The organism is Limimaricola sp., assembly GCF_016125575.1.
Taxonomy (GTDB): Bacteria; Pseudomonadota; Alphaproteobacteria; order Rhodobacterales; family Rhodobacteraceae; genus WGLM01.
In genome coordinates, this window is the sequence record NZ_WGLM01000004.1 from 925,875 (window position 1) to 949,295 (window position 23,421).

30 protein-coding genes are annotated in these 23,421 nt (G+C 65.2%); 15 read left to right on the plus strand and 15 right to left on the minus strand.

Annotated elements, in window-relative coordinates; all coding sequences use genetic code 11:
• Positions 1 to 12: 12 nt before the first annotated feature.
• Complete coding sequence (gene pstB, locus GC146_RS11400; protein WP_291838337.1) at positions 13 to 852, plus strand: phosphate ABC transporter ATP-binding protein PstB; 840 nt, start codon at positions 13 to 15, stop codon at positions 850 to 852.
• Between the two features lie 117 nt (positions 853 to 969).
• Here pstB and GC146_RS11405 read toward each other — a convergent pair whose 3' ends face one another.
• Positions 970 to 1,887 (minus strand): manganese-dependent inorganic pyrophosphatase, encoded by a 918-nt coding sequence (locus GC146_RS11405; RefSeq protein WP_291838340.1) that lies wholly within the window; start codon positions 1,885 to 1,887, stop codon positions 970 to 972.
• Between the two features lie 120 nt (positions 1,888 to 2,007).
• Positions 2,008 to 2,337, minus strand: a complete 330-nt coding sequence (locus GC146_RS11410; protein ID WP_291838343.1) for a hypothetical protein — start codon at positions 2,335 to 2,337, stop codon at positions 2,008 to 2,010.
• A gap of 348 nt (positions 2,338 to 2,685) precedes the next feature.
• Between GC146_RS11410 and GC146_RS11415 the strand changes: the two genes are divergently transcribed.
• The 3 genes from GC146_RS11415 to GC146_RS11425 all read left to right on the plus strand — a co-directional run bounded on the left by GC146_RS11415 (position 2,686) and on the right by GC146_RS11425 (position 5,707).
• Positions 2,686 to 3,000, plus strand: a complete 315-nt coding sequence (locus GC146_RS11415; RefSeq protein ID WP_291838346.1) for a co-chaperone GroES — start codon at positions 2,686 to 2,688, stop codon at positions 2,998 to 3,000.
• A 54-nt stretch (positions 3,001 to 3,054) separates the two neighbouring features.
• On the plus strand, positions 3,055 to 4,701 hold the full coding sequence (groL, locus tag GC146_RS11420) for a chaperonin GroEL (protein ID WP_291838349.1): 1,647 nt from the start codon (positions 3,055 to 3,057) through the stop codon (positions 4,699 to 4,701).
• Positions 4,702 to 4,840: 139 nt separating this feature from the next.
• Positions 4,841 to 5,707: a DMT family transporter gene (locus tag GC146_RS11425; protein WP_291838351.1), complete on the plus strand. Its 867-nt coding sequence runs from the start codon at positions 4,841 to 4,843 to the stop codon at positions 5,705 to 5,707.
• On the opposite strand, the gene GC146_RS11430 is transcribed toward GC146_RS11425, so the two are convergent.
• Complete coding sequence (locus GC146_RS11430) at positions 5,677 to 6,138, minus strand: NUDIX hydrolase (RefSeq protein WP_291838354.1); 462 nt, start codon at positions 6,136 to 6,138, stop codon at positions 5,677 to 5,679. The genes GC146_RS11425 and GC146_RS11430 overlap by 31 nt on opposite strands.
• An 88-nt stretch (positions 6,139 to 6,226) precedes the next feature.
• Between GC146_RS11430 and GC146_RS11435 the strand changes: the two genes are divergently transcribed.
• Positions 6,227 to 6,964 (plus strand): alpha/beta hydrolase, encoded by a 738-nt coding sequence (locus GC146_RS11435; RefSeq protein WP_291838356.1) that lies wholly within the window; start codon positions 6,227 to 6,229, stop codon positions 6,962 to 6,964.
• An 83-nt stretch (positions 6,965 to 7,047) separates the two neighbouring features.
• Here the strand turns inward: GC146_RS11435 and GC146_RS11440 are convergent, their stop codons facing one another.
• The 3 genes from GC146_RS11440 to GC146_RS11450 form a co-directional block, all read right to left on the minus strand.
• Positions 7,048 to 8,112, minus strand: coding sequence for a 5-(carboxyamino)imidazole ribonucleotide synthase (locus tag GC146_RS11440; RefSeq protein ID WP_291838359.1), 1,065 nt, complete (start codon positions 8,110 to 8,112; stop codon positions 7,048 to 7,050).
• On the minus strand, positions 8,105 to 8,587 hold the full coding sequence (gene purE, locus GC146_RS11445; protein WP_291838362.1) for a 5-(carboxyamino)imidazole ribonucleotide mutase: 483 nt from the start codon (positions 8,585 to 8,587) through the stop codon (positions 8,105 to 8,107). The genes GC146_RS11440 and purE overlap by 8 nt, the downstream gene beginning before the upstream one ends.
• 74 nt (positions 8,588 to 8,661) lie before the next feature.
• Complete coding sequence (locus GC146_RS11450) at positions 8,662 to 8,862, minus strand: DUF465 domain-containing protein (RefSeq protein WP_291838364.1); 201 nt, start codon at positions 8,860 to 8,862, stop codon at positions 8,662 to 8,664.
• 181 nt (positions 8,863 to 9,043) lie between these two features.
• Here GC146_RS11450 and GC146_RS11455 point away from each other — a divergent pair, with 181 nt between their 5' ends.
• The 4 genes from GC146_RS11455 to GC146_RS11470 all read left to right on the plus strand — a co-directional run bounded on the left by GC146_RS11455 (position 9,044) and on the right by GC146_RS11470 (position 10,917).
• A complete protein-coding gene (locus tag GC146_RS11455) occupies positions 9,044 to 9,466 on the plus strand; it encodes an Hsp20 family protein (protein ID WP_291838367.1) in 423 nt (140 codons plus the stop codon).
• Entirely contained in the window at positions 9,463 to 9,687 is a 225-nt protein-coding gene (locus tag GC146_RS11460; protein WP_291838369.1) for a DUF1150 family protein, read from the plus strand. Before GC146_RS11455 ends, GC146_RS11460 begins: the two co-directional genes overlap by 4 nt.
• Before the next feature lie 80 nt (positions 9,688 to 9,767).
• Positions 9,768 to 10,250, plus strand: a complete 483-nt coding sequence (locus GC146_RS11465) for a cytochrome b/b6 domain-containing protein (protein WP_291838372.1) — start codon at positions 9,768 to 9,770, stop codon at positions 10,248 to 10,250.
• Between the two features lie 178 nt (positions 10,251 to 10,428).
• Entirely contained in the window at positions 10,429 to 10,917 is a 489-nt protein-coding gene (locus GC146_RS11470) for a cytochrome b/b6 domain-containing protein (RefSeq protein ID WP_291838374.1), read from the plus strand.
• Positions 10,918 to 11,004: 87 nt separating this feature from the next.
• Here the strand turns inward: GC146_RS11470 and GC146_RS11475 are convergent, their stop codons facing one another.
• Both GC146_RS11475 and trxB read right to left on the minus strand, forming a co-directional pair.
• Entirely contained in the window at positions 11,005 to 13,074 is a 2,070-nt protein-coding gene (locus GC146_RS11475) for a bifunctional sulfate adenylyltransferase/adenylylsulfate kinase (RefSeq protein ID WP_291838375.1), read from the minus strand.
• Between the two features lie 190 nt (positions 13,075 to 13,264).
• Positions 13,265 to 14,233, minus strand: a complete 969-nt coding sequence (gene trxB, locus GC146_RS11480) for a thioredoxin-disulfide reductase (protein WP_291838377.1) — start codon at positions 14,231 to 14,233, stop codon at positions 13,265 to 13,267.
• A gap of 182 nt (positions 14,234 to 14,415) precedes the next feature.
• Here trxB and GC146_RS11485 point away from each other — a divergent pair, with 182 nt between their 5' ends.
• Entirely contained in the window at positions 14,416 to 14,916 is a 501-nt protein-coding gene (locus tag GC146_RS11485) for an Lrp/AsnC family transcriptional regulator (RefSeq protein WP_291838380.1), read from the plus strand.
• A gap of 7 nt (positions 14,917 to 14,923) precedes the next feature.
• On the opposite strand, the gene GC146_RS11490 is transcribed toward GC146_RS11485, so the two are convergent.
• The 5 genes from GC146_RS11490 to lgt form a co-directional block, all read right to left on the minus strand.
• On the minus strand, positions 14,924 to 15,601 hold the full coding sequence (locus GC146_RS11490; RefSeq protein ID WP_291838384.1) for a Hint domain-containing protein: 678 nt from the start codon (positions 15,599 to 15,601) through the stop codon (positions 14,924 to 14,926).
• Between the two features lie 120 nt (positions 15,602 to 15,721).
• Positions 15,722 to 16,123, minus strand: coding sequence for a hypothetical protein (locus GC146_RS11495; RefSeq protein ID WP_291838387.1), 402 nt, complete (start codon positions 16,121 to 16,123; stop codon positions 15,722 to 15,724).
• A 61-nt stretch (positions 16,124 to 16,184) separates the two neighbouring features.
• Positions 16,185 to 16,940 (minus strand): peptidoglycan editing factor PgeF, encoded by a 756-nt coding sequence (pgeF, locus tag GC146_RS11500; protein ID WP_291838390.1) that lies wholly within the window; start codon positions 16,938 to 16,940, stop codon positions 16,185 to 16,187.
• Positions 16,937 to 18,001: an SAM-dependent methyltransferase gene (locus tag GC146_RS11505; protein ID WP_291838393.1), complete on the minus strand. Its 1,065-nt coding sequence runs from the start codon at positions 17,999 to 18,001 to the stop codon at positions 16,937 to 16,939. Before GC146_RS11505 ends, pgeF begins: the two co-directional genes overlap by 4 nt.
• Entirely contained in the window at positions 17,998 to 18,882 is an 885-nt protein-coding gene (gene lgt, locus GC146_RS11510) for a prolipoprotein diacylglyceryl transferase (protein ID WP_291838396.1), read from the minus strand. Before lgt ends, GC146_RS11505 begins: the two co-directional genes overlap by 4 nt.
• Before the next feature lie 105 nt (positions 18,883 to 18,987).
• Here lgt and GC146_RS11515 point away from each other — a divergent pair, with 105 nt between their 5' ends.
• Positions 18,988 to 19,233, plus strand: a complete 246-nt coding sequence (locus tag GC146_RS11515; RefSeq protein ID WP_291838398.1) for an accessory factor UbiK family protein — start codon at positions 18,988 to 18,990, stop codon at positions 19,231 to 19,233.
• Between the two features lie 8 nt (positions 19,234 to 19,241).
• Here GC146_RS11515 and GC146_RS11520 read toward each other — a convergent pair whose 3' ends face one another.
• Positions 19,242 to 19,448 carry a DUF4287 domain-containing protein gene (locus tag GC146_RS11520; RefSeq protein ID WP_291838401.1) on the minus strand — a complete coding sequence of 69 codons (207 nt, stop codon included), beginning with the start codon at positions 19,446 to 19,448 and terminating at the stop codon, positions 19,242 to 19,244.
• 2 nt (positions 19,449 to 19,450) lie between these two features.
• The gene (locus GC146_RS11525) at positions 19,451 to 20,482 is read right to left on the minus strand and encodes a M20/M25/M40 family metallo-hydrolase (protein ID WP_291838403.1); all 1,032 of its coding nucleotides are present in this window, start codon (positions 20,480 to 20,482) and stop codon (positions 19,451 to 19,453) included.
• A gap of 242 nt (positions 20,483 to 20,724) precedes the next feature.
• On the opposite strand from GC146_RS11525, the gene GC146_RS11530 reads away from it, so the two are divergent.
• From GC146_RS11530 to GC146_RS11545, 4 genes are read left to right on the plus strand one after another with little or no spacing between them, the layout of a single operon-like run.
• A complete protein-coding gene (locus tag GC146_RS11530; protein ID WP_291838406.1) occupies positions 20,725 to 21,228 on the plus strand; it encodes a YbjN domain-containing protein in 504 nt (167 codons plus the stop codon).
• A gap of 54 nt (positions 21,229 to 21,282) precedes the next feature.
• Positions 21,283 to 22,098: a pyrroline-5-carboxylate reductase gene (proC, locus tag GC146_RS11535; RefSeq protein WP_291838409.1), complete on the plus strand. Its 816-nt coding sequence runs from the start codon at positions 21,283 to 21,285 to the stop codon at positions 22,096 to 22,098.
• Complete coding sequence (locus tag GC146_RS11540) at positions 22,091 to 22,429, plus strand: tRNA-binding protein (RefSeq protein WP_291838411.1); 339 nt, start codon at positions 22,091 to 22,093, stop codon at positions 22,427 to 22,429. Before proC ends, GC146_RS11540 begins: the two co-directional genes overlap by 8 nt.
• Positions 22,426 to 23,385, plus strand: coding sequence for a D-glycerate dehydrogenase (locus GC146_RS11545; protein ID WP_291838413.1), 960 nt, complete (start codon positions 22,426 to 22,428; stop codon positions 23,383 to 23,385). Before GC146_RS11540 ends, GC146_RS11545 begins: the two co-directional genes overlap by 4 nt.
• The last annotated feature ends 36 nt before the right edge of the window (positions 23,386 to 23,421 follow it).

Consider the following 23,421-nt stretch of genomic DNA (forward strand, 5'->3'; position numbering starts at 1 on the left):
AACCGCCAAGCCATGGACACCCGCATCATGACCGAACCGACCCCCGTGACAGACGCCTTCGCCGGCCTCAAGAACCGCCGCTCGCGCGAGGATCATCCGGTCAAGGTTGAGGTGCGCGGGTTGCAGTTTCACTATGCCAACGGCCATCAGGCGCTGCACGACGTCAACCTGACCCTGCGCGACAAGACCGTGACGGCCTTCATCGGGCCGTCGGGCTGTGGCAAGTCCACGCTGCTGCGCGTGCTCAACCGCATGTTCGATCTTTATCCCGGCCAGAAAGCCACGGGCGAAGTGCTGCTGGACGGGCGCAACATCCTGTCGCCGCGCGAGGATCTGAACCTACTGCGCGCCAAGGTGGGCATGGTGTTTCAGAAACCCACACCCTTCCCGATGTCGATCTACGAGAATATCGCCTTCGGCATCCGGCTTTACGAAAGGCTGTCGAAGGCCGAGATGGCCGACCGGGTGGAGGCCGCGCTGCGCGAGGCGGCGCTGTGGGACGAGGTGAAGGACAAGCTGCACCAGTCCGGTCTCGGCCTGTCGGGCGGTCAGCAGCAGCGGCTGTGCATCGCGCGCGCCGTGGCGGTCAAGCCCGAGGTCCTGCTTCTGGACGAGCCGGCCTCGGCGCTCGACCCGATCTCGACCGCCAAGATCGAAGACCTGATCGACAAGCTGGCCGATGAGTATTGCATTGCTATCGTCACCCACAACATGCAGCAGGCGGCGCGGACCTCCGACTACACCGCCTTCATGTACCTGGGCCAGTTGATCGAGTTCGACCGGACCGAGACGATCTTTACCGCTCCAAAGAACAGCCGAACCAATGACTACGTGACCGGCCGCTTCGGCTAGGTCGCGCATCTGTCAGGTCAGAAGGCATCCGCCCCGCGGAGCCCTTCTTCTGGCTTCAAATACTCCCGGGGGGAGGCCGGCGCAGCCGGGCGGGGGGCAGCGCCCCCCTGCGCCCGATCAGATCTTGAGCGCCGGGATGATCTGCTTCTTGCGGCTCATCACGCCGGGCAGCACCACGGTGTCGCCGTTGACGGTCACGCCAAAGCTTTTCTCGGCGATATCCTTGACCAGCGTATTGGGCACCAGCAGCGTTGCCTCTTCGTTGAGGATGTCGACGATGAAAAGCAGGACCTGATCGGCCCCGTCCTCTTGCGCCACGCCGTCCATCGCCGCCATCAGGCTGGCCTTGCGGTCGAGCAGGACCTGCGGTGCGGTGGTCTCCAGCACCGAGACGCGTAGTTCCTTGCCGCTGACGGTGTATTCCTTGCTGTCCATCCGCAGCAATTCTGCGTCCGAAAAGCGCGACACGTCCGACTTTGCCGCGAACATCTGCGCGGCGAAGGCGGGGATGTCGACGCCGAGGTCGGCCGCCAATTGCTCGGCAATTTCCCGATCGGCCGGCGTGGTCGTGGGCGAGCGGAATTCCAGCGTATCCGACAAGATGCACGACAGCATCAGGCCGCGGATGCCGGTCGGGGCATGGCCGGCATGCCCGCCCATCATCTGGTACATCAGCGTGGCAGTGCAGGCGACCGGACGAATGGTAATCTCGATCGGCCCGCTTGTTTCGAGCCCGCCGACCAGCTTGTGGTGGTCGATGATTGCGCGGATATCGGCCTTGCCGATATTTGCGGGCAATTCGGCGGGGTTATTGGTATCCACGACCACCACGGGCTGCCCGTCCTCGACATCCGAGATGACCGGCGGCAGCTCGAATCCCCAGTGTTTGGCGACGAACTGCGCCTCGGTATTGGGCGTGCCCAGCAGCCGCGCCTCGGCCGGCTGGCCCATGTGCGACAGGTACCATGCCCAGATAAGCGGGCTGCAGGTGGCGTCGGTATCGGGGGACTTATGGCCGAAGACGAGTGTGGTCATGGCGGAATCCTTGCAAGCGGAACTGGAAATCGCGGGCCTTATAGAAAGCGGCGCCCCGATTGTCACGCGGTCAATGCCGCATGGCAGCATGGTGCACCGGGCATGGCCGACGGCCGGGTTTTAGCCCGGCCGTCGGGGATGCACCATGAAAAAGCCCAGCTGCATCAGTTGCTGGCCCAGCCAGAGCCGCAGCCCCGGAGGCGGCGGCGTGTCGCGCCCCCGCGCGAAGCGCGGATCGGCGGCAAGTTGAACCAGCGTGGCACGTGGCCGGTCCGCCGGGGCCTGTGGCATGGCCGGCTGATCGACCGCCTCGGGCAGGCGATGCGGATCGGGCATCAGCCGCAATTGCGCGGGCTGGTGCCGTCTGGCGGGCAAGCGATCACCGGCGGGATGAGGGCCGACGGCGCCGCGACCGGTCGGATGACCGGCAACGAAAACGAAGGGTAACATCGGAAGTGTTCCTGACGATGGAGAGAAGGATGCGCGGGGACATGGCCCGGCGCGGGCATGCTGCGGCTCTGCTTCAGCAGAGAATGATGGTTCCTTGGTTCATTGCAGCCTCCTTCGTCAGCGCGACTTGCGCAGCGGGTGAAGAGCAAATACGTGCACGGGGTCGGTCTTGCAAAGCCTGTTTTCGGCCCGTCCCAGTATATTCACGCGGGCGTGACTTTTTTGCCAAGGCCTCGCTTGACAGCTCTTCTGGCGACGCCTATCTGCCTGCTGTTAGCACTCGACCACAGAGAGTGCCAACACCCCGCATCGCGGGGCGCAGAAACGCTAACGCAAGGAGCTGCAAGAATGGCTTTCAAACCGCTGCACGATCGCGTGCTGGTTCGCCGGGTCGAAGGTGAAGAAAAGACCAAGGGTGGTCTGATCATTCCCGACACCGCCAAGGAAAAGCCCGCCGAGGGTGAAGTTGTTGCCTGCGGCGACGGCGCCCGCAAGGATTCGGGCGAATTGATCCCGATGGCCGTGAATGTCGGCGACCGCATCCTGTTCGGCAAATGGTCGGGCACCGAGGTCACCGTCGACGGCGAGGAAATGCTGATCATGAAGGAAAGCGATATCCTCGGGATCATCTCGTCGAAGGGCGCGTCGGCCAAAGCCGCCTGATCCGTCCCTTTCGTCCCCCCCCCAACAATCAAGACAAGTCAAGGAGCTACCAATATGGCTGCCAAGGACGTCAAGTTCGAATCTGATGCCCGCAACCGCATGCTCAAGGGCGTTAACACCCTTGCCAACGCGGTGAAGGTCACGCTCGGCCCGAAAGGCCGCAACGTGGTCATCGACAAAAGCTTCGGTTCGCCCCGCATCACCAAGGACGGCGTAACCGTCGCCAAGGAAATCGAACTGGAAGACAAGTTCGAGAACATGGGCGCGCAGATGGTGAAAGAAGTCGCCAGCCGCACCAATGATGAGGCCGGCGACGGCACCACCACCGCCACCGTGCTGGCGCAGGCGATCGTCATCGAGGGCATGAAGTCGGTTGCCGCCGGCATGAACCCGATGGACCTCAAGCGCGGTATCGACATTGCAACCGCTCGCGTCGTCGAGGCCATCAAGGCCGCTTCCCGCCCGGTCAGCGACAGCGACGAAGTTGCCCAGGTTGGCACCATCTCGGCCAACGGCGAGAAGGAAATTGGCCGTCAGATCGCTGATGCGATGCAGAAGGTCGGCAACGAGGGTGTCATCACCGTCGAAGAGAACAAGGGCCTTGAGACCGAGACCGACGTGGTCGAAGGCATGCAGTTCGACCGTGGCTATCTGTCGCCCTACTTCGTGACCAACGCCGACAAGATGACGGCCGAACTCGAAGACGTGATGATCCTGCTGCACGAGAAGAAACTCTCGTCGCTGCAGCCGATGGTCCCGCTTCTGGAAGCCGTGATCCAGTCGGGCAAGCCGCTGCTGATCATCTCGGAAGATGTCGAAGGCGAAGCGCTGGCGACCCTCGTGGTCAACAAGCTGCGTGGCGGCCTGAAGATCGCCGCCGTCAAGGCGCCGGGCTTTGGCGACCGTCGCAAGGCCATGCTGCAGGACATCGCGATCCTGACCGGCGGCCAGGTGATCTCGGACGATCTCGGCATGAAGCTGGAATCGGTGACCATCGACATGCTTGGCCGTGCCAAGCGCGTTTCGATCACCAAGGACAACACCACCATCGTTGACGGTTATGGCGAAAAGGCCGAGATCGAGGCGCGCGTCGCCCAGATCCGTGGCCAGATCGAAGAGACCACCAGCGACTACGACAAGGAAAAACTTCAAGAGCGCGTGGCGAAACTCGCCGGTGGTGTTGCCGTGATCCGCGTCGGTGGGATGACCGAGACCGAGGTCAAGGAACGCAAGGACCGCGTTGATGACGCACTGAACGCGACCCGCGCGGCCGTTCAGGAAGGCATCGTCGTCGGTGGCGGCGTGGCCCTCGTGCAGGCTGCCAAGCACCTCATCGACCTCAAGGGTGCCAACTCCGACCAGGACGCGGGCATCGCCATCGTCCGTCGTGCGCTGGAAGCGCCGCTGCGCCAGATCGCCCAGAACGCGGGCGTCGATGGTGCCGTGGTTGCCGGCAAGGTTCGCGAAAGCGATGACCTGAAGTTCGGCTTCAACGCCCAGACCGAGGAATATGGCGACATGTTCAAGTTCGGCGTCATCGACCCCGCGAAGGTCGTGCGTACCGCGCTTGAGGATGCGGCCTCGATTGCTGGCCTGCTGATCACCACCGAAGCGATGGTGGCCGATCGTCCGAAGAAGGACGAGCCCGCCATGGGCGGCGGCGGCATGGGCGGCATGGGCGGCATGGACGGCATGATGTAAGCTGTCCCGTCGCTGACGGACTGCGGAAAGGGGGCCCTTGGGCCCCCTTTCTTTTTTGGCGGGTCGTAATTGGTCACGACCAATCGAGGCGTCGCGCAACTGATCTTGTGCGGAGCCATGCAAGGCGCGAGAAGCATGCATGCGCCTTGCCCTGATGATCCTTGCCGCGCTGATCGCGCTAGCGGCCAACTCGGTCCTTATCCGCCTCGCCGTTGTCGAATACGGGGCCGATCCTGCTGCCTTCGGCGTGGTCCGGGTGGCGGCAGGGGCAATGGCGCTGGCGCTGCTGATGTGGGGCAGCGGACGGCGCTGGCCGCCGATGGCGACGGGCCGCAGGTTGGCCGGGGCGGGAATGCTGGCGCTTTACGTCGCGGGATTCTCGCTGGCCTACCGGACGCTCGATGCGGGGCTGGGTGCGCTGCTGCTGTTCGGTGCGGTGCAAATGACGGTTTTTGCGGTTGTCGTCGCGCGCGGCGAAGCGGTGCCGCCGCGGCGCTGGATCGGCGCAGGCATCGCGTTTGCGGGCCTCTTGGTGCTGCTCTGGCCCGGCGGCACAACGGGGCATGTTGCGCTACGTGATGCTTTGGCAATGCTTGTCGCTGGCGGGGCTTGGGGCATCTACACCTTGCTGGGCCGTGGCGGGGCCGATCCGGTGCCGGCGACCGCCGCCAATTTCGTGTTGGCCCTGCCACTGGTCCTGCCGCTTTGGGCGCTGGCGGGTCATGGCCTGTCATTTCCGGCACTGGGGCTGGCCGTAACCTCGGGCGCGGTGACGTCGGGTCTGGGTTACGTGCTGTTCTACAGCATCGTTGCGCGGATCGACGCGACGCTGGCCGGGATTGCGCAACTGTCCGTTCCGGTCATTGCCACGCTGGGCGGCCTTGCCCTGATCGGAGAGCCGGTCACGCTGAGGCTGGTCCTTGCCGGGGCGATGGTTCTGGGCGGCATCGGTTTTTCGATCCGCCGCGGCGGTGCTCAGCGCAGGATCGGCTCGAGCGGGTCGTAGGCCGGCGCGCCCGGGTCGCGCCAGGCCACGGCGGCAAGGCTGTCAGGCTTGACCCGCAGTGCCGCCATCTGCGCCCGCGTGACCCAGCGACGCATGCTGACCACGCCCTCGGGATCTGTCCAGTCGCCATCAGGATCGCCCTTCAACAGGCGGCAGCGAAAGTAGATGTCGACCTGGTGAAACGGGCCGGTCGGATCATGGAATTCATTGACGAGGCAGGGCGCGCCGACCGCCACGTCAAGGCCGGTTTCCTCATGAACCTCGCGCCGCAGGTTGTCGGGCAGCGAGGCATGCGGTTCGACCCCGCCGCCGGGCGCACACCACAAGTGGCTGCGCCCTTTCCAGGCATTGACCAGTAACAGCCGACCTTCGCGCAAGATGATCGCACGGGTGGCAAGACGAACGGGCGGTTGTCGCGACGCGGCAGGCATAGCGCCCAACCTGCCGCGCGGGCCCGTGGGGTGCAAGCCGTGAATGCCCGCTGTCAACCGGCCCGGTCTGCGTGTTAGATCGCTGTTCATGAAACCCGTCGCCCAGGTCAGCGCGCGCCTGTTGCCCGTTCCCGAAAAGCATGCCGCCGCGCCCGAGCGCGACGCGGTGGTGCTGTTGCATGGGCTGGGCCGCACACAAGCGTCGTTCACGCTGATGCAACAGGCGCTGGAGGACGCGGGCTATTGCGTCGTCAATTCCGGCTATCGCTCGCGCGAGGCGCATGTCGAGACGCTGGCCGACAGTACCCTGCCGCGCGACGTGGCCGCCTGCGGCGACCGGCGCGTGAACTTCGTCACCCACTCGATGGGAGCTATCGTCCTGCGCGCTTGGCTAGCACGGCACCGCCCGGCGCGAATGGGCCGCGTGGTGATGCTGGCGCCGCCAAATGGCGGCTCGGAACTGGTGGACGCGGTGGCGGGTCTGACGCTGTTCGGCTGGATCCTTGGCCCCGCGGGATTGCAATTGCGCACCGGCAAGGAAGGGTTGCCGCGGCAATTGCCCGATCCTGACTATGCTGTCGGCATCATCGCCGGAGACATGAGCCTGAACCCGGTCTTTTCGGCCGTGATCGGCGAACCGAACGACGGCAAGGTCTCGGTCGCCTCGACACGGCTCAGCGGCATGACCGATCACCTTGTCCTGCCGGTCAACCACACATGGATAATGATGAACCCGCTGGTCATCGCGCAGGTGCGGGCATTCCTTGCCACGGGCCGGTTCGACCGGGCGCTCACCCTGCGCAACGTCATCTTCCCGCCGGGCTGAGGCAGGGGGGCGCTGCCCCCCTCGGCCATGCGGCCTTCACCCCCCGGGATATTTGCAAGGCAAAGGCGGGCAGGTGGGGTTCGTCAGGGCCTGACGATGCGGTTGACATGGCCCATCTTGCGGCCCGGCCGCGCCTCTGCCTTGCCATAGAGGTGGATCGCGGCGCCCTCGGCGGCGAGTTCCGGAAGGCGGGCGATGTCGTCGCCGATCAGGTTTTCCATCTGCACGTCGGCGAGGCGCGTGCCGTCGCCCAGCGGCCAGCCCGCGATCGCGCGGATATGCTGTTCGAACTGGTCGATCAGGCAGCCGTTCTGCGTCCAGTGGCCGGAATTGTGAACCCGCGGCGCGAATTCGTTGACCACGAGGCCGTCGGGCGTCACGAAAAGCTCTACCCCCATGACCCCGACGTAATCGAGCGCGTTCAGCATCCGTGCCGCGATAAGGACGGCATCCGAGCGTAGCGCGGCCGAGATACGGGCGGGCACCGTCGTGGTGCGCAGGATGCCGTCGCGGTGCAAGTTTTCGCCGGGGTCGAAACAGGCGACAGCCCCGTCAAGCCCGCGGGCGCCGATCACCGAGATCTCGGCCCGGAATGGCACGAAGCCTTCGAGGATCGCAGGCGCGCCTTTCAGCGAAGCGAGGGCGTTTGGCGCGTCATCCGGCGCCATGATCCGCGCCTGTCCCTTTCCGTCATACCCCAGCCGGCGGGTCTTGAGGATGGCGGGCGTACCGATTTCGTCCAGCGCGATGGCAAGGCTGGCGGCATCTTCGACCGCGGCAAAAGGCGCGGTGGCAAGGCCAAGGTCCTGAAGAAAGGTCTTTTCGGTCAGACGGTCCTGAGAGGTGGCCAAGGCCCGGCGGCCGGGCCGGATCGGACGGGTGGCCTCGAGCAGGTCGAGCGCGGCGGTAGGCACGTTCTCGAACTCGTAGGTGATGACGTCGACACTGGCGGCGAAGGCGGCCAGCGCCTTGGCATCGTCATAGGGGGCGGTCGTCAGGGCATGGGCCACATCGGCCGCGGGTGCCGCACCGGGCTCGAATATGTGGGTGCGATAGCCCAGTCGGGCCGCCGCGACAGACAGCATCCGGCCCAGCTGACCGCCGCCGAGGATGCCGATGGTCGCGCCTTGGGCCAGCGTCTCAGTCATCTGTCGGAACCTCGGGGATCGAGGCGGACAGTGCCGCGCGCCATGCATCCAGGCGGGTGGCAAGCGCCGGATCGTTCAGCGCAAGGATTGCCGCGGCCATCAGGCCAGCATTGGCCGCACCGCCGATCGCCATGGTGGCGACCGGATAGCCCTTGGGCATCTGAACGATGGAATAGAGCGAATCGACGCCGGAAAGCGCCTTGGTCTGTACCGGCACACCGATCACCGGAAGCCGGGTCTTGGATGCCATCATGCCCGGCAGGTGCGCCGCCCCGCCGGCCCCGGCGATGATCACCTTAAGCCCGCGATCCACCGCCGCATGGCCATAATCCCACAGCCGGTCGGGGGTGCGGTGGGCCGAGACGATGCGCGTCTCGTAGGGCACCGCCAGTTCGTCGAGGATCTCGGCCGCGGCGCGCAAGGTCGGCCAGTCAGACTGGCTTCCCATGATGATGCCGACCTGGGCTATGCTCATCGCCGCTCCCCCTCGTCAAGGAAGCGGCACCATAGCAGGGCAATCGCCACGCGCAATCGCCCGGCAGCGGCGGATCAGGCGATGATGTCGGGCAGGATGCGGTCTTCCAGCTGGGTGATCTGGTCCTTCAGCATCAGCTTCTGCTTCTTGAGGCGCCGCAGCGTCAGCATGTCGGCTGAGCCGCGTTCCTGCAGGGCATGAATGGCCTCATCAAGGTCGCGGTGCTGCGATTTCAGCATCGCCAGCTTGACGCGCAAAACCTCGACCTCGTCCATTCTGGAAAAGCTGTTCAACGCATCCGTCCCCATGCGAACTTTGCCTGCAACATAGGTCCTGCGGGCCCATTCGCCTAGTGCTTCCTCTTGCAGGGGGGCGGCGCACGCCCCATATTTCCAAGGCTGGCTGCTGCAGGATGCGGGGCCACACCTGACTGTCGCTTTGTAAAGGACGTGTCGCATGACGAAATTGACCCTGGGGACCCATCCCTTTCTTCTGGGTTTTGAACAGCTGGAACGTTTGGTGGAACGCACCGCCAAGACCGGCAACGATGGCTACCCCCCCTACAATATCGAGCAGACGTCTGAACGCTCGTACCGGATCACGCTTGCCGTGGCCGGTTTCGCCGAGAGCGACCTGTCGATCACCGTCGAGGATAACAGCCTCGTCATTCGGGGACGGCAGAGCGACGACAGCGAAGGGCGTATTTTCCTGCATCGGGGGATTGCCGCGCGGCAATTCCAGCGCAGCTTCATCCTTGCCGACGGTGTCGACGTTGGCGAAGCCGTGATGGAAAACGGCCTGCTGCATGTGGACCTAACAAGGTCGGTCCCTGACAGCGTCGTTCAAACGATCAAAATCAGGAAGGGGTCCGGAAAATGAATACCAAATTCGACTTGTCGGCCTTGGGCGACAACGTGGTTTACGTCAAGGCGGTGCCGGTGGCATCACTGCCGTCGGAGATGCGCGACCGGGTCGGTGACCTTGAACAGTTGTTCGCGGTCCACCGTGCCGATGGCGAGCAGATCGCCCTTGTCGCCGATCGCCAGCTTGCCTTCATCCTTGCCCGCCAGCACGACATGGTTCCGATGACCGTGCATTAGTCGCGACGGAACTTGACCTCTGGGCCGTTGCAACGGCATCAGGGCCGCGACATTTCACGGCCGACCTTTCGGAGACCTTCATGACCGTTTCGACCTACTCGCGCAGCCAGATAATCCTGCACTGGCTGATCGCGCTGGCGATTGCCTTCAATTACCTTTTCTCCGACGGCGTGAGCCATGCCTATCGGTCGTTCCTGCGCAGCGGGCAGGCGGTATCGGACATCGGCGCGACGGTGCATGTCTATGTGGGTTTGGCGGTGATCGCGCTGGTCGCGCTTCGGCTGGTGCTGCGGTGGGTGCGCGGCGTGCCGCCGGCACCTGCCACCGAATCAGAGTTGATGCGGCGCGTGGGCGAATGGACCCATCTGGCGCTTTACGTCCTGATGCTGGGTGTGCCGGTGCTGGGCGCAGTGGCGTGGTACATGGGCATCACCGCGGTCGGCCAGCTCCATTCGCTGGCGGCGAACCTGATCCTGTTGGTGGCTGGCCTGCACGCTGCGGCAGCACTTTTCCATCATTACATCCTGCGTGACGGGCTGCTGTTGCGCATGGTGCGGTTCTAGGCTGCATAAACCGCGCTAAACATTCGGCCGAGCGGCCTAAACCGGGGCTGTGATCAACCCCGGTTGAGTTGTCATCCTTGTGCCTGCCCGCCCATCACGGGCCCTGCCGGACGAACCCAAGCGGGTCGGCCGGGCAAGGGGGCCGGATGGGCCGGCCCCGGCCAAAGGATTTCGACACATGGCGCAGCCGACAGGGTATTCCCGCATCCAGATCGTCCTTCACTGGACCATTCTTTTCCTTATCATCGCAAATTACCTGACGGGCGAGGCGATGATCGCCGCCTTTGACGGGTTCTATGAAGACGGCGTCGATGCCATGAGCTGGCAGGCAGGCCTGCATGTCTGGTTCGGCACGGCTATTCTTGCCGCGGTGGCGCTGCGCCTTGGTCTGCGCTGGCGGCGCGGTGTGCCGCCGCTGGCCCCACAGACGCATGACGTGATGGCGGTGGCCGCGCATCTGACTCATGCCGCTCTATACGGGCTGCTGATGGCCGTGCCGGCCCTCGGGATGCTTGCGTGGTTCGCCGGTTGGACCGAGATGGGCGATGTTCACGTCGTGGCGATGAATGTGCTGATGACGTTGATCACGCTGCATGCCGGGGCGGCGCTGTTCCATCATTACGTGCTGCGTGATGGTCTGCTCATGCGGATGATGCGACCATCCTGAGTTTTGGTCAGTCTGATCGTCAGGCTACTTGTCATGAAGAAGGGTGCGCGGACGAAGCCGCGCACCCTCGACTTCTTCAGCGGGGCCTCAGGCCTTGATCAGGCCCATCGCCTCAAGCTTCAGGATCACCTGGTGCGCGCAGTTATCGACATCGGCGGTCTCCGTTTCGATGCGCAGTTCCGGATTCTCGGGCACGTCGTAGGGGTCGGAGATGCCGGTGAACTCCTTGATCTTGCCTTCACGCGCCAGCTTGTAGAGGCCCTTGCGGTCGCGGCGTTCGCATTCCTCGATCGAGGTAGCGACGTGGACCTCCAGAAAGGCGCCGTACTGTTCGACATCCTCGCGCACCGCCCGACGGGTGGCCGCATAGGGTGCGATCGGGGCGCAGATGGCGATCCCCCCGTTTTTGGTGATTTCCGACGCGACGTAGCCGATGCGGCGGATGTTCAGGTCGCGGTGTTCCTTCGAGAAGCCCAGTTCCGAGCTGAGATTCTTGCGCACGATGTCGCCATCGAGCAGCGTGACGGGACGTCCGCCCATCTCCATCAACTTGACCATCAGCGCGTTGGCGATGGTCGACTTGCCCGAACCGGAGAAGCCGGTGAAGAACACCGTAAAGCCCTGCTTGGACCGCGGCGGCCGGGTGCGGCGCAGTTCGGCCACCACCGCGGGAAAGCTGAACCAGTCCGGGATCTCCAGCCCCTCTGACAGGCGGCGTCGCAGCTCGGTGCCCGAGATGTCTAGGATGGTGACGCCGTCCTCGACCTCGTCGCGCGGCTCGTACTGGGCGCGCTCCTGGACGTAGACCATCTGTTTGAAATCGACCATCTCGATGCCGATTTCTTCCTGATGCTTCGCGAAAAGCTGTTGCGCGTCATAGGGGCCGTAGAAATCCTTGCCCTGGCTGTTCTTGCCGGGGCCGGCATGGTCGCGGCCCACGATCATATGGGTGCAGCCGTGGTTGCGCCGGATGATGCCGTGCCAGACCGCCTCGCGCGGGCCGGCCATGCGCATGGCCAGATTCAGAAGGCTCATCGTGGTGGTCGAGGAGGGGTACTGGTCCAGCACGGCCTCGTAGCAGCGCACGCGCGTGAAATGGTCGATATCGCCGGGCTTGGTCATGCCGACGACGGGGTGGATCAGCAGGTTCGCCTGCGCCTCGCGCGCGGCACGGAAGGTCAGTTCCTGATGTGCCCGGTGAAGCGGGTTGCGGGTCTGGAAGGCCACCACGCGGCGCCAGCCCATCTTGCGGAAATAGGCGCGCAATTCGTTGGGCGTATCGCGACGCGCGCGGAAATCGTAGTGCATCGGCTGCTGGATGCCGGTGACCGGACCGCCAAGATAGACCTTGCCGGCGGTATTATGCAGGTAATTGACGGCAGGGTGCGCCAGGTCGTCTGCGCCATAAACCTTTTCCGCTTCGTGCGCCTTGTTGGGGATCCACTTGTCGGTCACCGTCATGGTGGCAAGGATCACGCCTTCCTGGTCACGCAGGGCGATGTCCTGACCCATTTCGACGCTGTCGGCGAATTTCTCGGAGACATCGAGGGTGATGGGCATCGGCCAGAGCGTGCCGTCGGCCATCCGCATCTCGTTGACCACGCCGTTGTAATCGGCCTCGGACATGAAGCCCTTGAGCGGGTAGAACCCCCCGTTCATCAGCAGTTCCATGTCGCAAATCTGGCGCGGCGTGAGGTCGTGCGAGGGCAGGCTGCCTGCGGCGACTTTCAGCTTCTGCGCGCTTTCGTATGAGACATAGAGCTCCGGAATCGGGGCGAGGTTGTTCTGCATGACGTCGTTCCTGTCCTTCGGTGAAATGTAGATGGGGGCCGAACCGGTCAGTTCGGCGTGCAGCGCGTGGTATTCGGCAAGCTTGAGCGCGAGAAAGCGATCGGTCAGGCGGGCCTTTTCCGAGGCGCCGCGCGCTGTCAGCGCATAGGCAAAGCGCTGTCGGCGGTCGGGGCCTTCGCGACCGGTGACGCGGATCAGCCCGGCTTCGGTGATCGCGCGCAGGTGCGCGTTGAGCCGGCCAAGGCTGATGCCCAGCGCCTCGGCAGTGGCCCGCTGCGAGGCATCGGGTGCCCGGTCCAGTTGGCGCAGCAAGCGAAAAAGCTGCTCTTCCTCTGGCCGTGCGGTCTGGGTTTCGGGGGCGGACATCGGGCGACTCAAGTGTGTTCAGTGATGAACACATAGGCGGCACGCTCCGCGCTGGGAAGCGAAACCTGCGAAATTGAGGGAAAACGGGCGGCCGTGGCCCAATAGCAACAGGCGGACAAACGAAAAGGGCCTGTCTGCGGACAGGCCCCTGATGGTTTCTAGCCGATGGATCCGGCGCAGGCCTGCGCTGTTACGCCATCGCCGGTGCCAGCGCCTCTTGCGCGGCCAGCCAGTGTTCGGCATCCAGCGCCGCCATGCAGCCCATTCCGGCGCTTGTCACCGCCTGACGATACTTGTGATCGGTCAGGTCGCCCGCGGCAAAGACACCGGGAATCGACGTTTCGGTCGAGCCGGCCTTGACCTTCACATAGCCACCGTTGTGCAGCTCCAGCTGGTCCTTCACGAGTTCCGACGCAGGGGCATGTCCGATGGCGACGAACACGCCCTTGGCCGGGATCTCGGTGATCGCGCCGGTGCGCACGTCGCGCACGCGGACGCCCTCGACACCCAGCGGATCGGCAGCACCGATGACCTCGTCGATCTCGTGGAACCACAGCGGTGTAATCTTGGGGTGCTTGAGCAGCCGCTCCTGCAGGATCTTCTCGGCGCGCAATTCTTCACGGCGATGCACCAACGTGACCTTCGAGGCGAAATTGGTCAGGAACAGCGCCTCTTCCACGGCCGTGTTGCCGCCTCCTACGACGACAATCTCCTGCCCGCGGTAGAAGAAACCATCGCAGGTGGCACAGGCCGAAACGCCGAAGCCGCGGAATTTCTGTTCCGATGGCAGTCCCAGCCATTTCGCTCGCGCACCGGTCGCCAAGATCACCGCGTCGGCCTTGTAAACAGCTCCGCTGTCGGCGGTGGCGGTGAAGGGGCGCGATGACAGATCAAGAGATGTGATGATATCACTGACAATCTCGCAGCCCATCGCACGGGCATGGGCCTCCATCCGCACCATCAGGTCGGGGCCCTGTACCTCGGTGTCGCCGGGCCAGTTCTCGACCTCGGTGGTGGTCGTCAGCTGGCCGCCCGGCTCGATCCCCTGCACCAAGACGGGGTTCAGCATTGCGCGGCTGGCATAGACGCCGGCCGTGTAGCCGGCCGGACCCGAGCCGATGATAAGGACGCGCACGTGGCGGGGGGCGGAAACGGACATGGCTGGGGCCTTTCGTTGACGTTACCGCGAGGATATAGGCCCGCGCCGGGCCGGTGGGAAGGCCGCCCGGGCGCTCGGTTGCGCGCAGTCAAAATGCCGAAAGGATATTGCGCAATTACGAAATATAATTGCGTCCCGGCACCGTTCAGCATAAGGTTCGAAAAAATCATTGAGGGGGAGCCATGCCCGGAACCAAGCTGGACGAGATCGACCGGATGATCCTTGCGGAATTGCAGGCAGACGGCCGGATGACCAATGTCGAGCTTGCGCGCCGCGTCGGCATTTCCGCGCCGCCCTGTCTGCGCCGTGTGCGGACGCTGGAAGAGCAGGGGTTCATCCTTGGCTACCACGCCGAAGTTGATCCACGTGAACTGGGATTCGAAGTGCAGGTCTTCGCCATGGTCGGCTTGGTCAGCCAAGCGGAGGTAGACCTGTCAGCCTTCGAAGAGCGTTGCCGTGGCTGGCCGCTTGTCCGCGAGTGCCACATGCTCAACGGCGAGGTGGATTTCATCCTCAAATGCGTAGCGCCCGACCTGCGAAGCTTTCAGACCTTCCTGACCGAGCAGTTGACGGCCGCGCCCAACGTGGCCAGCGTCAAGACGAGCCTCGTCATCCGCTGCGCCAAGGACGATCCGGGCGTGCCTTTCGACGTGCTGGAAGAAAGGGTGCGCCGCGAGGCCTGAGCCCGTCTCAGGCGACGCTGCCGAAGTTCAGTTCTGCCAGTGCGAGGCGTGGCAGCCGCAACGGCCCAAAGCCCGCAGGATCGGACAGATGCGGGAACATTGATAGCCATTGACGGCGCAGGTCGTGCCCGAGATCAAGTTTCGACAGCGGGCCGGGGTGATAACTTTCGCTGACCACACCGCTGGCGCGAAGCAGCACGTGATCGGCAAATGCGAGGTGGAACACTTCGACAGGGCCGGGCGGTGCGACCTCGACGATATTCACGCCATCCAGCAGGTCGGTCACCGGCACCAGAACGCCCTGTGCGGTGTCTGACCGGTGGGCCGCGGCGCGCCGCACGAAGATGCGGGCGGCGGGGCCAAGTACGGTGTGATGCTGCGCCGCGTCCGGATCGTCGGGCAAGACGCGTACCAGCCGGCCCATCTGCGGGCGCTGTCCGGGGGCATCTGCTGTCATTCGCGTCGTCCCACGCCACAACAGCTGGCGCGGACCGTCTTCGGTGATAATCTCGTCGCCGGGCCACAGGTCTTCGATCGCAGTCTCACCTTGAACGGTGCGAAAGATCGTGCCGCGGGCAAAAGCCGATACGGCCGCTTCAAAGGCTGGCAGGGCCGGCGCGACAAGCGTGGTTTCCTGCAGCGTTCCGTCTTCGCCAAGAAAGCTCAGGCCGTAGCGGCGCGACAACCGGGTTCTGGATGAGGCTGCGTCAGACTGCGCGTTGCGCGGTTGCGCCACTGCTTGACGAGAAGTCCCCGGAACCGGTCTTTGCTCTGTCATCGCGTTACCTCAGCGCAGCGTGCTCGCTTATTGCGCTGCAAAGGCGGCAGGTGCCGTCATTGGCGAAAGGGTGCGTTGACCGGGCCCGGCGGGTTTGCGTGAGGCCTCGGTGGCGCGGCGAGCAGCGATCAGGGCGGCGCGACGTGCGCCACGGCTCCACGGCATCTGCACCTCGCAGATCTCGGCTGCGGCGATCGTCGCCGTCATCCAGCGCTTGTCGGTCTTCATGGTCTCGCCCTTCTGCTGCAATTGGCCCGTCACGGGCACATCACTTGCCTTGCAGGGTGGCGGGGCAACCGGGCAGGAATGGGGCGATGCCCCGGCGCTTTTGGTGCCATTGCCGGGCGGCCCGATGGCGATGGGGAAGATCGCGACCGTGGCGTCAAAAACCAAATGGAAACAGGGCGGTGGCGTCTTGACCTTGGTCACTGCCTGATCCGCGCCAAGGCCGATCGTGGCGAAATCGCGGCAAGTGTTGGCGAGTCTGCGGCTACAGCCGGATCGCGGCGATCAGACGGCCGTAATCGGCCTCGCGCGCATGAACGCTGCGGCGATAGCTGTAGAATCGGGCCGGGTCTGAATAGGTGCAATGCCGCGTCCATTCCGCTTCGCCGATGCCAGCCTGCCGCAGGCGGTAAAGGCCGAAACCGGGCAGGTCGAAATGCGCCCGGTCGCCCTGTCCACCGGCGAAGAATCGGCCATAGGCCGGGTCGGCATCAAGGAAGCGGTCAACGAACTCCGGGCCGACCTCGTAGGCGCGCTGGCTGATCGTGGGCCCGATGACGGCGACGATCTGCGCGCGATCGGCCCCCAGCCCCTCCATCGCCTCGATTGTCGCCTCGAGGATACCGTCAAGTGCGCCCTTCCAGCCCGCATGTGCCGCGCCAATCACCCCCGCCTTGGCATCGGCCAGCAGGACCGGCTGGCAATCGGCGGTCAAGATCGACAGGGCTAGGCCCGGCCGGTCTGTCACCATCGCATCGGCCTGTCCTCGCGACGTATCGGGGTCGGTCACCGTGACAACGCGGTCTGAATGGACCTGGTGGACCCCCAGCAGGTGGTCGGCCGGCACGTTCAGCGCTGTGGCGACTCGCGCGCGATTGATGCTGACCGCCTCGTGCTGGTCGCTGCTGCCGTGGCCACAGTTGAGACCGGCAAACACCCCCGACGAGGCCCCGCCCGCCCGGCCGAAGAACCCGTGGGTCAGCGGCGCCAGAGCGTCAGCGGTGATGATGTCGAGCGTCATACGTCAAGTCCTGGCGGCGGGGGCGCGCCTTCGGGAAAGAGTCCCATCACCTTGAACAGGTCGCCCATTTCCTCGGCGGCGGTCAAGCGGCGATATCCCGCAAGGTGACTGGCGCGCGTGGGATCGCTCATGCCTTGGGCAAGCGCCGCGGCGCGGGCGCCGATCCCGAGGCGTTCGAGGAATCGGCCTTGCGCCGTCAGCCGGCTGGCCCGGGCGGGACGGCCAGCACGGGCCAGCGCGGCGAAATCGACATGCGCGGTCAGGTCGGCCTCGCCCGGCCGGGCCAGCGGATCGGCGGGGGCATGGCCCGCCACCGCCTGCAAGGTATCGCCCAGCGACATCCAGTCGCCGTAATCTATGATCAGCGCCGCCCCGCCACGGGCCGCGATGCGGGTGCCGATCTCCGCGGCAATCGCGGGCAGGGCGGGGGCCAGTTCCACCACCTGGCCCTCGGCGGTCCCGGCCAGGCGTTCGTCCAGCGCGGGCACCGGCAGCGGGTCCGAAAGGCCGATCCGCAGCGCTTTCCCGTCAAGCCCCACCACGCGCTCGCGCCAGCCCGTGCCGTCCCGCTGAAACTGGCGGATCGGAAGGGCGTCGAAGAACTCGTTGGCAATCAGGAAAAGCGGCGCATCGGGCAGGTCGGCCACGCCCTCATGCCATGTCGCCTCGCCCACCAGCCGGGCCTGCGCCGCGCGCAACACGGGCGACGCTTCGACAAGATGCACCTCGGCTGCCTGCAGGAACCCCGGCACGGCGCGTAGCGCCCGCAGCGCATCGGCCATCAGCGTGCCGCGCCCCGGGCCAAGCTCGGCCAGCACCACAGCATCCGGGGCGCCTTGATCCAGCCATGCCTGACCCAGCGCAAGTCCCAGCAATTCGCCGAACATCTGGCTGATCTCGGGCGCCGTGATGAAATCGCCGGCCCGGCCCAGCGGGTCGCGGGTAGCGTAATAGCCATGCGCGGGATGCCACAGGCACATCGCCATGTACTCGGCGATGGTCATGGGCCCATCTGCGGCGATGCGCGACGCGATCAGCGGTGCAAGTGGCGCGTCGCTCATCGTGCGCGGCGGGCGGCCATGACCACGGCCAGACCCACCAGCACCATCGGCAGGCTCAGCGCCTGCCCCATCGTCAGGCCGTAGCCATGCCACTGGAAGGCAAGGCCCAGCGGGTTGCCCGGCCCCTGAAACTGGGCATCGGGTTGGCGCACGAATTCCAGCGCGAAACGGATCGCCCCGTAGGCGGCAAAGAAGGTGCCAGCGATCAGCCAGGGCTTCTTCAGCGCGCCGCGCCGGAACGCCATCACCAGCAGCAGCGTGCCCAAGAGCAGCCCCTCCAGCGCCGCCTCGTAAAGCTGCGAGGGGTGGCGCGCGCAGGGGCCTGCCAGTGTGGCGCAGCTTTGCGCCGCCTCGCCGGGAAAGATCACGCCCCAGGGCAGGTCGGTCTGCCGCCCCCACAACTCGCCATTGATGAAATTGGCAATGCGCCCCAGCATCAGCCCCGGCGGGGTTGCCAGCGCGATCAGGTCGGCGACGCTGCCAAGCCGCAACTTCTGCACGCGGGTATAAATGAGGATCGCCACCGCGACGCCCAGAAAGCCCCCGTGAAACGACATGCCGCCTTCCCACAGGATCGGGATCTCGACGGGATGGGAGAGGTAATAGGCGGGCTTGTAGAGGATCACATAGCCCAGCCGCCCGCCTGCGATGATCCCCACGATGATCCACGTCATCAGGTTTTCCAGCTGCAGCGGCGTCATCGGCGCGGCCTCGCCCGGCCAGAGCCGGGGCCGGTTCAGCGCCATCAGCGCGATGCGCCAGCCAATGACGATGCCGGTGATGTAGGCCAGCGCGTACCAGCGCAGGGGAAAGTGCATCCCGAAAAGCGAGATGGTGAACACCTCGGGCGACACGTTGGGAAACGGGATGGCGGCAAACATGGCGCCTTGGTGTCCCCGGCCTGCGGCAAAGTCAACGCCTGCGCGCGCCTTGCAGCGCGCCTCCGCGCGGCCCATATAGCGGGTCAGCCGTCAAAGGAGCCCGCGATGCAGACCCGCAACAAGATTCTCGACGATCTCGGCCAGCTGATGACCAACGCCATGGGCGTGGCGCAGGGCGCAAGGGACGAGGCGCAGAACGCGATGAAATCGCTGATGGACCGCTGGCTGGCCGACCGTGATTTCGTGACGCGCGAAGAGTTCGAGGCGGTCCGCGCCATGGCCCAGAAGGCGCGCGAGGAAAACGCGGCGCTCAAGGCCCGGCTTGACGCCATGGACGCCGCGAAAAAGTAGTCTGCCCGTCAGCCCTTCGCCAGAACATGGGCCACGACGGCATTGGCATGCCCGTGGCCCATTCCGTGTTCAGCTTTCAGGTGGCCCACGATCTCCATGTGCTTTCTGCCGGCCTGCGCCCGCACGATGGCGAACCAGTGCTCCATCGGTTGACCGTATTTCTTCTCGATCGACGGGAAGTAGGCGGCGGGGCCTTTGACGGCGCCATCTGCCATTCTCAGAACTCCCCGAGGTAGGCCACGAGGATATCCAGCGCCGCCTGCAGGTCGGATTTCTCGACCATCTCGGTCACCGTGTGGATATAGCGGGTGCCGACCACGATCCCCACCGCACGCGCACCGGCCGCGGCCTGTTGTGCCGCAGCGCCATCCTGTCCGCCCGCGGCCAGCATCGTGCGCTGGTAGGGGATCTTCTTCTTGATGGCCAGCGCCTCGATCTCGGCCACCAGCGCCTTGTCGGCGATGAAGGACGAATCGCGCACATGCAGGCCAAAGCCCTGGCCCTGGCGCGTTGTCGCCATCTCTTCGGGGATGCCGGGGGTGTCGCAGGCCAGCGTCGTGTCGATGCCAAGGCCGATATCGGGCTTGATCGCGTAGGAGGCCGTGCGCGCCCCGCGCAGGCCCACCTCTTCCTGACAGGTGAAGGCCACGTGAATCTCGGCGCCGCGGCCCTTTTTGCCCAGTGCACGGATCGCCTCGATCCCCAGCCAGCAGGCGATGCGGTTGTCCAGCGCCTTGCTGACGAACTTGTCGCCCATCTCGAGGAAGGGTTCGTCCATCACCACGTAATCGCCCACCTTGACGACATCCTTCGCCTTCGCGCCCATCCCCAGATCGACGAAGAACTCGGTCACCTCGGGCACCTTCTTGCGGTCCTCGGGGCTGGAAATGTGGATCGGTTTGCCGCCGGGGTTCATCACGCCCTTGAGGTCGCCCTGATCGGTGCAGACCAGCACCCGGCGCGAGAAGAGGTTGCGCGGATCAAAGCCGCCGACGGGCTGCAGGTAGACAAAACCCTTGTCGCTGACATGGCTGACCATGAACCCGATCTCGTCCATGTGGCACAGCAGCATGACCTTGGGCGCGCCCTTCTTCTTGGCGTCGCGCCGGCACAGCAGCGATCCCATCGGGTCAACCGTCACCTCATCGAACAGCCCTTCGGTCTCGGCGGTAATAAGCGCGCGCACGCGTTCCTCGTGGCCGGGGACGCCGGGGGTTTCGCAAAGCTTTTTCAGCAGGTCGGTGTTCATTCTTGCCTCCGTGTTTCGGCGCCCAATCTGGCCCGTGCCGAAGGCGGTGGCAATGGGGACGCGGGCAGGCGGAAAATGCGCGGCAGAGCCGGTTATCCCCAAGAAACTGCTTTACAGGACACCCATTCAACCCGCACGATATGTTGTAGGGGCGGATCGGGAACCCCACCGCCTCTTGAGCAGGCACCAAGCGTTTGGGGGCGCCTTGGCGAACCAACGCTACAACAAATGAGGCCGAGCAGATGGCACTGTCCGAGCAGTATGTCGATGAGGGTGATATCCATCCCATCGACGTGGTTGAGCACATCGCCACACATCATGACTGGGAATTCGACCGGATCGCTGACGACCAGATCGCGATGGCCGTCGAGGGCCAGTGGCGGACCTATTCGTTAACGCTGGCGTGGTCAGGAGCGGACGAAACCCTGCGCCTGATCTGCACCTTCGAGATGGAGCCACCTGCCGAGAGGCTGCCCGCGCTTTATGAAACGCTCAACCGGGTCAACGACATGTGCTGGGCGGGCTCGTTCACCTGGTGGGGTGAACAGAACCTGATGGTCTATCGCTACGGCCTTGTCCTGGCGGGCGACCAGATTGCCAGCCCCGAGCAGATCGACACCATGATCGGTGCCGCAGTGATGAGCGCTGAACGCTTCTATCCGGCGTTCCAGTTGGTCGCATGGGCCGGGCGCTCCGCCGAGGATGCGGTCAAGGTCGCCATCGCCGAGGCGTACGGGCGCGCTTGAACCCCGCGCGCGCGGGCCGTAACACTGGCCCCCGCAGACGGTGGAGGCATGCCAATGAACATGGATGACGTCGCGCGCCGGGGGCTGGTGCTTCTGGGCTGCGGCAAGATGGGCTCGGCCATGCTGGCGGGCTGGTTGAAGGGCGGATTGCCCGCTGGTTCGGTCTGGGTGATCGACCCGAACCCCGGCGACTGGCTGAAGCGGCAGGGCGTTCACATCAACGCCGATTTGCCGGCCGATCCCGCCATCGCCCTGATCGCGGTCAAACCGCAGATGATGGGCACGGCGCTGCCCTCGATGCAGGCGCTGGGAAATGGCGGCACGCTGTTTCTGTCAGTGGCTGCGGGCACCCCGATTGCCACATACGAGGCGGTACTGGGCGCGCGGACGCCCGTCATCCGGGCCATGCCCAACACGCCGGCCGCCGTTGGCCGCGGCATTACCGCGCTGATCGGCAACGCGCAGGTGGACGAGGGCCAGATGGCGCTGGCCGAGGCGCTGATGCAGGCCGTGGGCCAGACCGTGCGGCTGGACGACGAGGGCCAGATGGATGCCGTGACCGGCGTGTCCGGTTCGGGCCCGGCCTACGTTTTTCACCTGATTGAAACGCTGGCGGCCGCCGGCGCGGCGCAGGGCCTGCCCGCCGATCTTGCCATGCAACTTGCCAAGGCCACTGTCGCGGGCGCTGGCGCGCTGGCCGAGGCGTCCGAGGACAGCCCATCCCAATTGCGCGTAAACGTCACGTCGCCCAACGGCACCACGCAGGCCGCGCTGGAGGTTCTGATGGACACCGAGACGGGTTTTCCAGCGCTGCTCAAGCGCGCCGTCAAAGCCGCGACGGACCGCTCGAAGGAGCTGGCCCGTGGCTGAGATTTCCATCGACGATTTCCTGAAGGTCGACGTGCGGGTGGGCCGGGTCACGCGGGCTGAGCCCTTTCCGGAGGCGCGCAAGCCCGCGATCAAGCTCTGGATCGATTTCGGCGACGAGATTGGCGAGAAAAAGACCTCGGCCCAGATCACCGTCCATTACCGGCCCGATGATCTGGTCGGGCGGCAGGTGCTGGCCGTGGTGAACTTTCCGCCGCGCCAAATCGGCAAGTTCATGTCCGAGGTGCTGGTGCTGGGCCTGCCGGACAAGGATGGGGCGATCGTGCTGATCGGCCCCGACAGCGAGGTGCCTGCGGGCGGGAGGATGCATTGAAGAAACTTCTTGTGACGCGGGTCATCGCCGAGCCGGTTCTGGAGCAGGCGCGCGCCCTTTTTGACACCACCGTGCGCACCGCGCCGGGCGGCCTGACCGAGGAAGAGGCCGCCGAGGCGCTGACGCGTTATGATGCGATTTTGCCGACGCTGGGCGATGCCTTTACTGCGGCCGCATTTGCTCGGGCCGGGGCCGACCTGCGCTGCGGGATGCTGGGCAATTTCGGCGTGGGGTATAACCATATCGACGCCTCCGCCGCGCGGGATGCAGGCGTTTCCGTCTCGAACACACCCGACGTGCTGACCGATGCGACGGCCGATATCGGCATGTTGCTGGTGCTGGCTACCTGCCGCCGCGCCAGCGAGGGCGAGCGGATGTTGCGCGCGGGCGAATGGGGCGGCTTCGGCCCGAAATCGCTGTTGGGGCTGCAGGTGACCGGCAAGGTGCTGGGCATCGTCGGCATGGGCCGGATCGGGCAGGCGGTGGCGCATCGCGGCCATTACGGCTTTGGCATGCCGGTGATCTACTACAACCGCTCGCGCAAGGAGGCACCGATGCCGGCGCGGCAGGTTGAAACCCTTCACGAACTGATGGGCGAGGCCGATATCGTGGTCGTGACCACGCCCGGCGGTGCTGAGACGACGAAGCTGATCGACGCCGCGGCGATTGCCGCGATGAGGCCCACCGGCGTGCTGGTCAACATCAGCCGGGGCGAGGTGGTGGACGAGACCGCGCTGATCGAGGCGCTGGAGGCGGGCACGATCGCCGGGGCGGGCCTTGATGTCTACGAGAAGGAGCCGCGCGTTCCGGAACGGCTCCGGGCGCTGTCAAACTGCACGCTGCTTCCGCATCTGGGGTCTGCCACGGTCGAGACACGGCAGGCGATGGCGCAGATGGCGCTGGACAACATCATCGCGTGGTCCGAAGGGCGCGATCCGCCGCAGCGTGTAAACTGAACCGCGGGTGCTTGCCGGCTGAGTATTTGCGCCAAG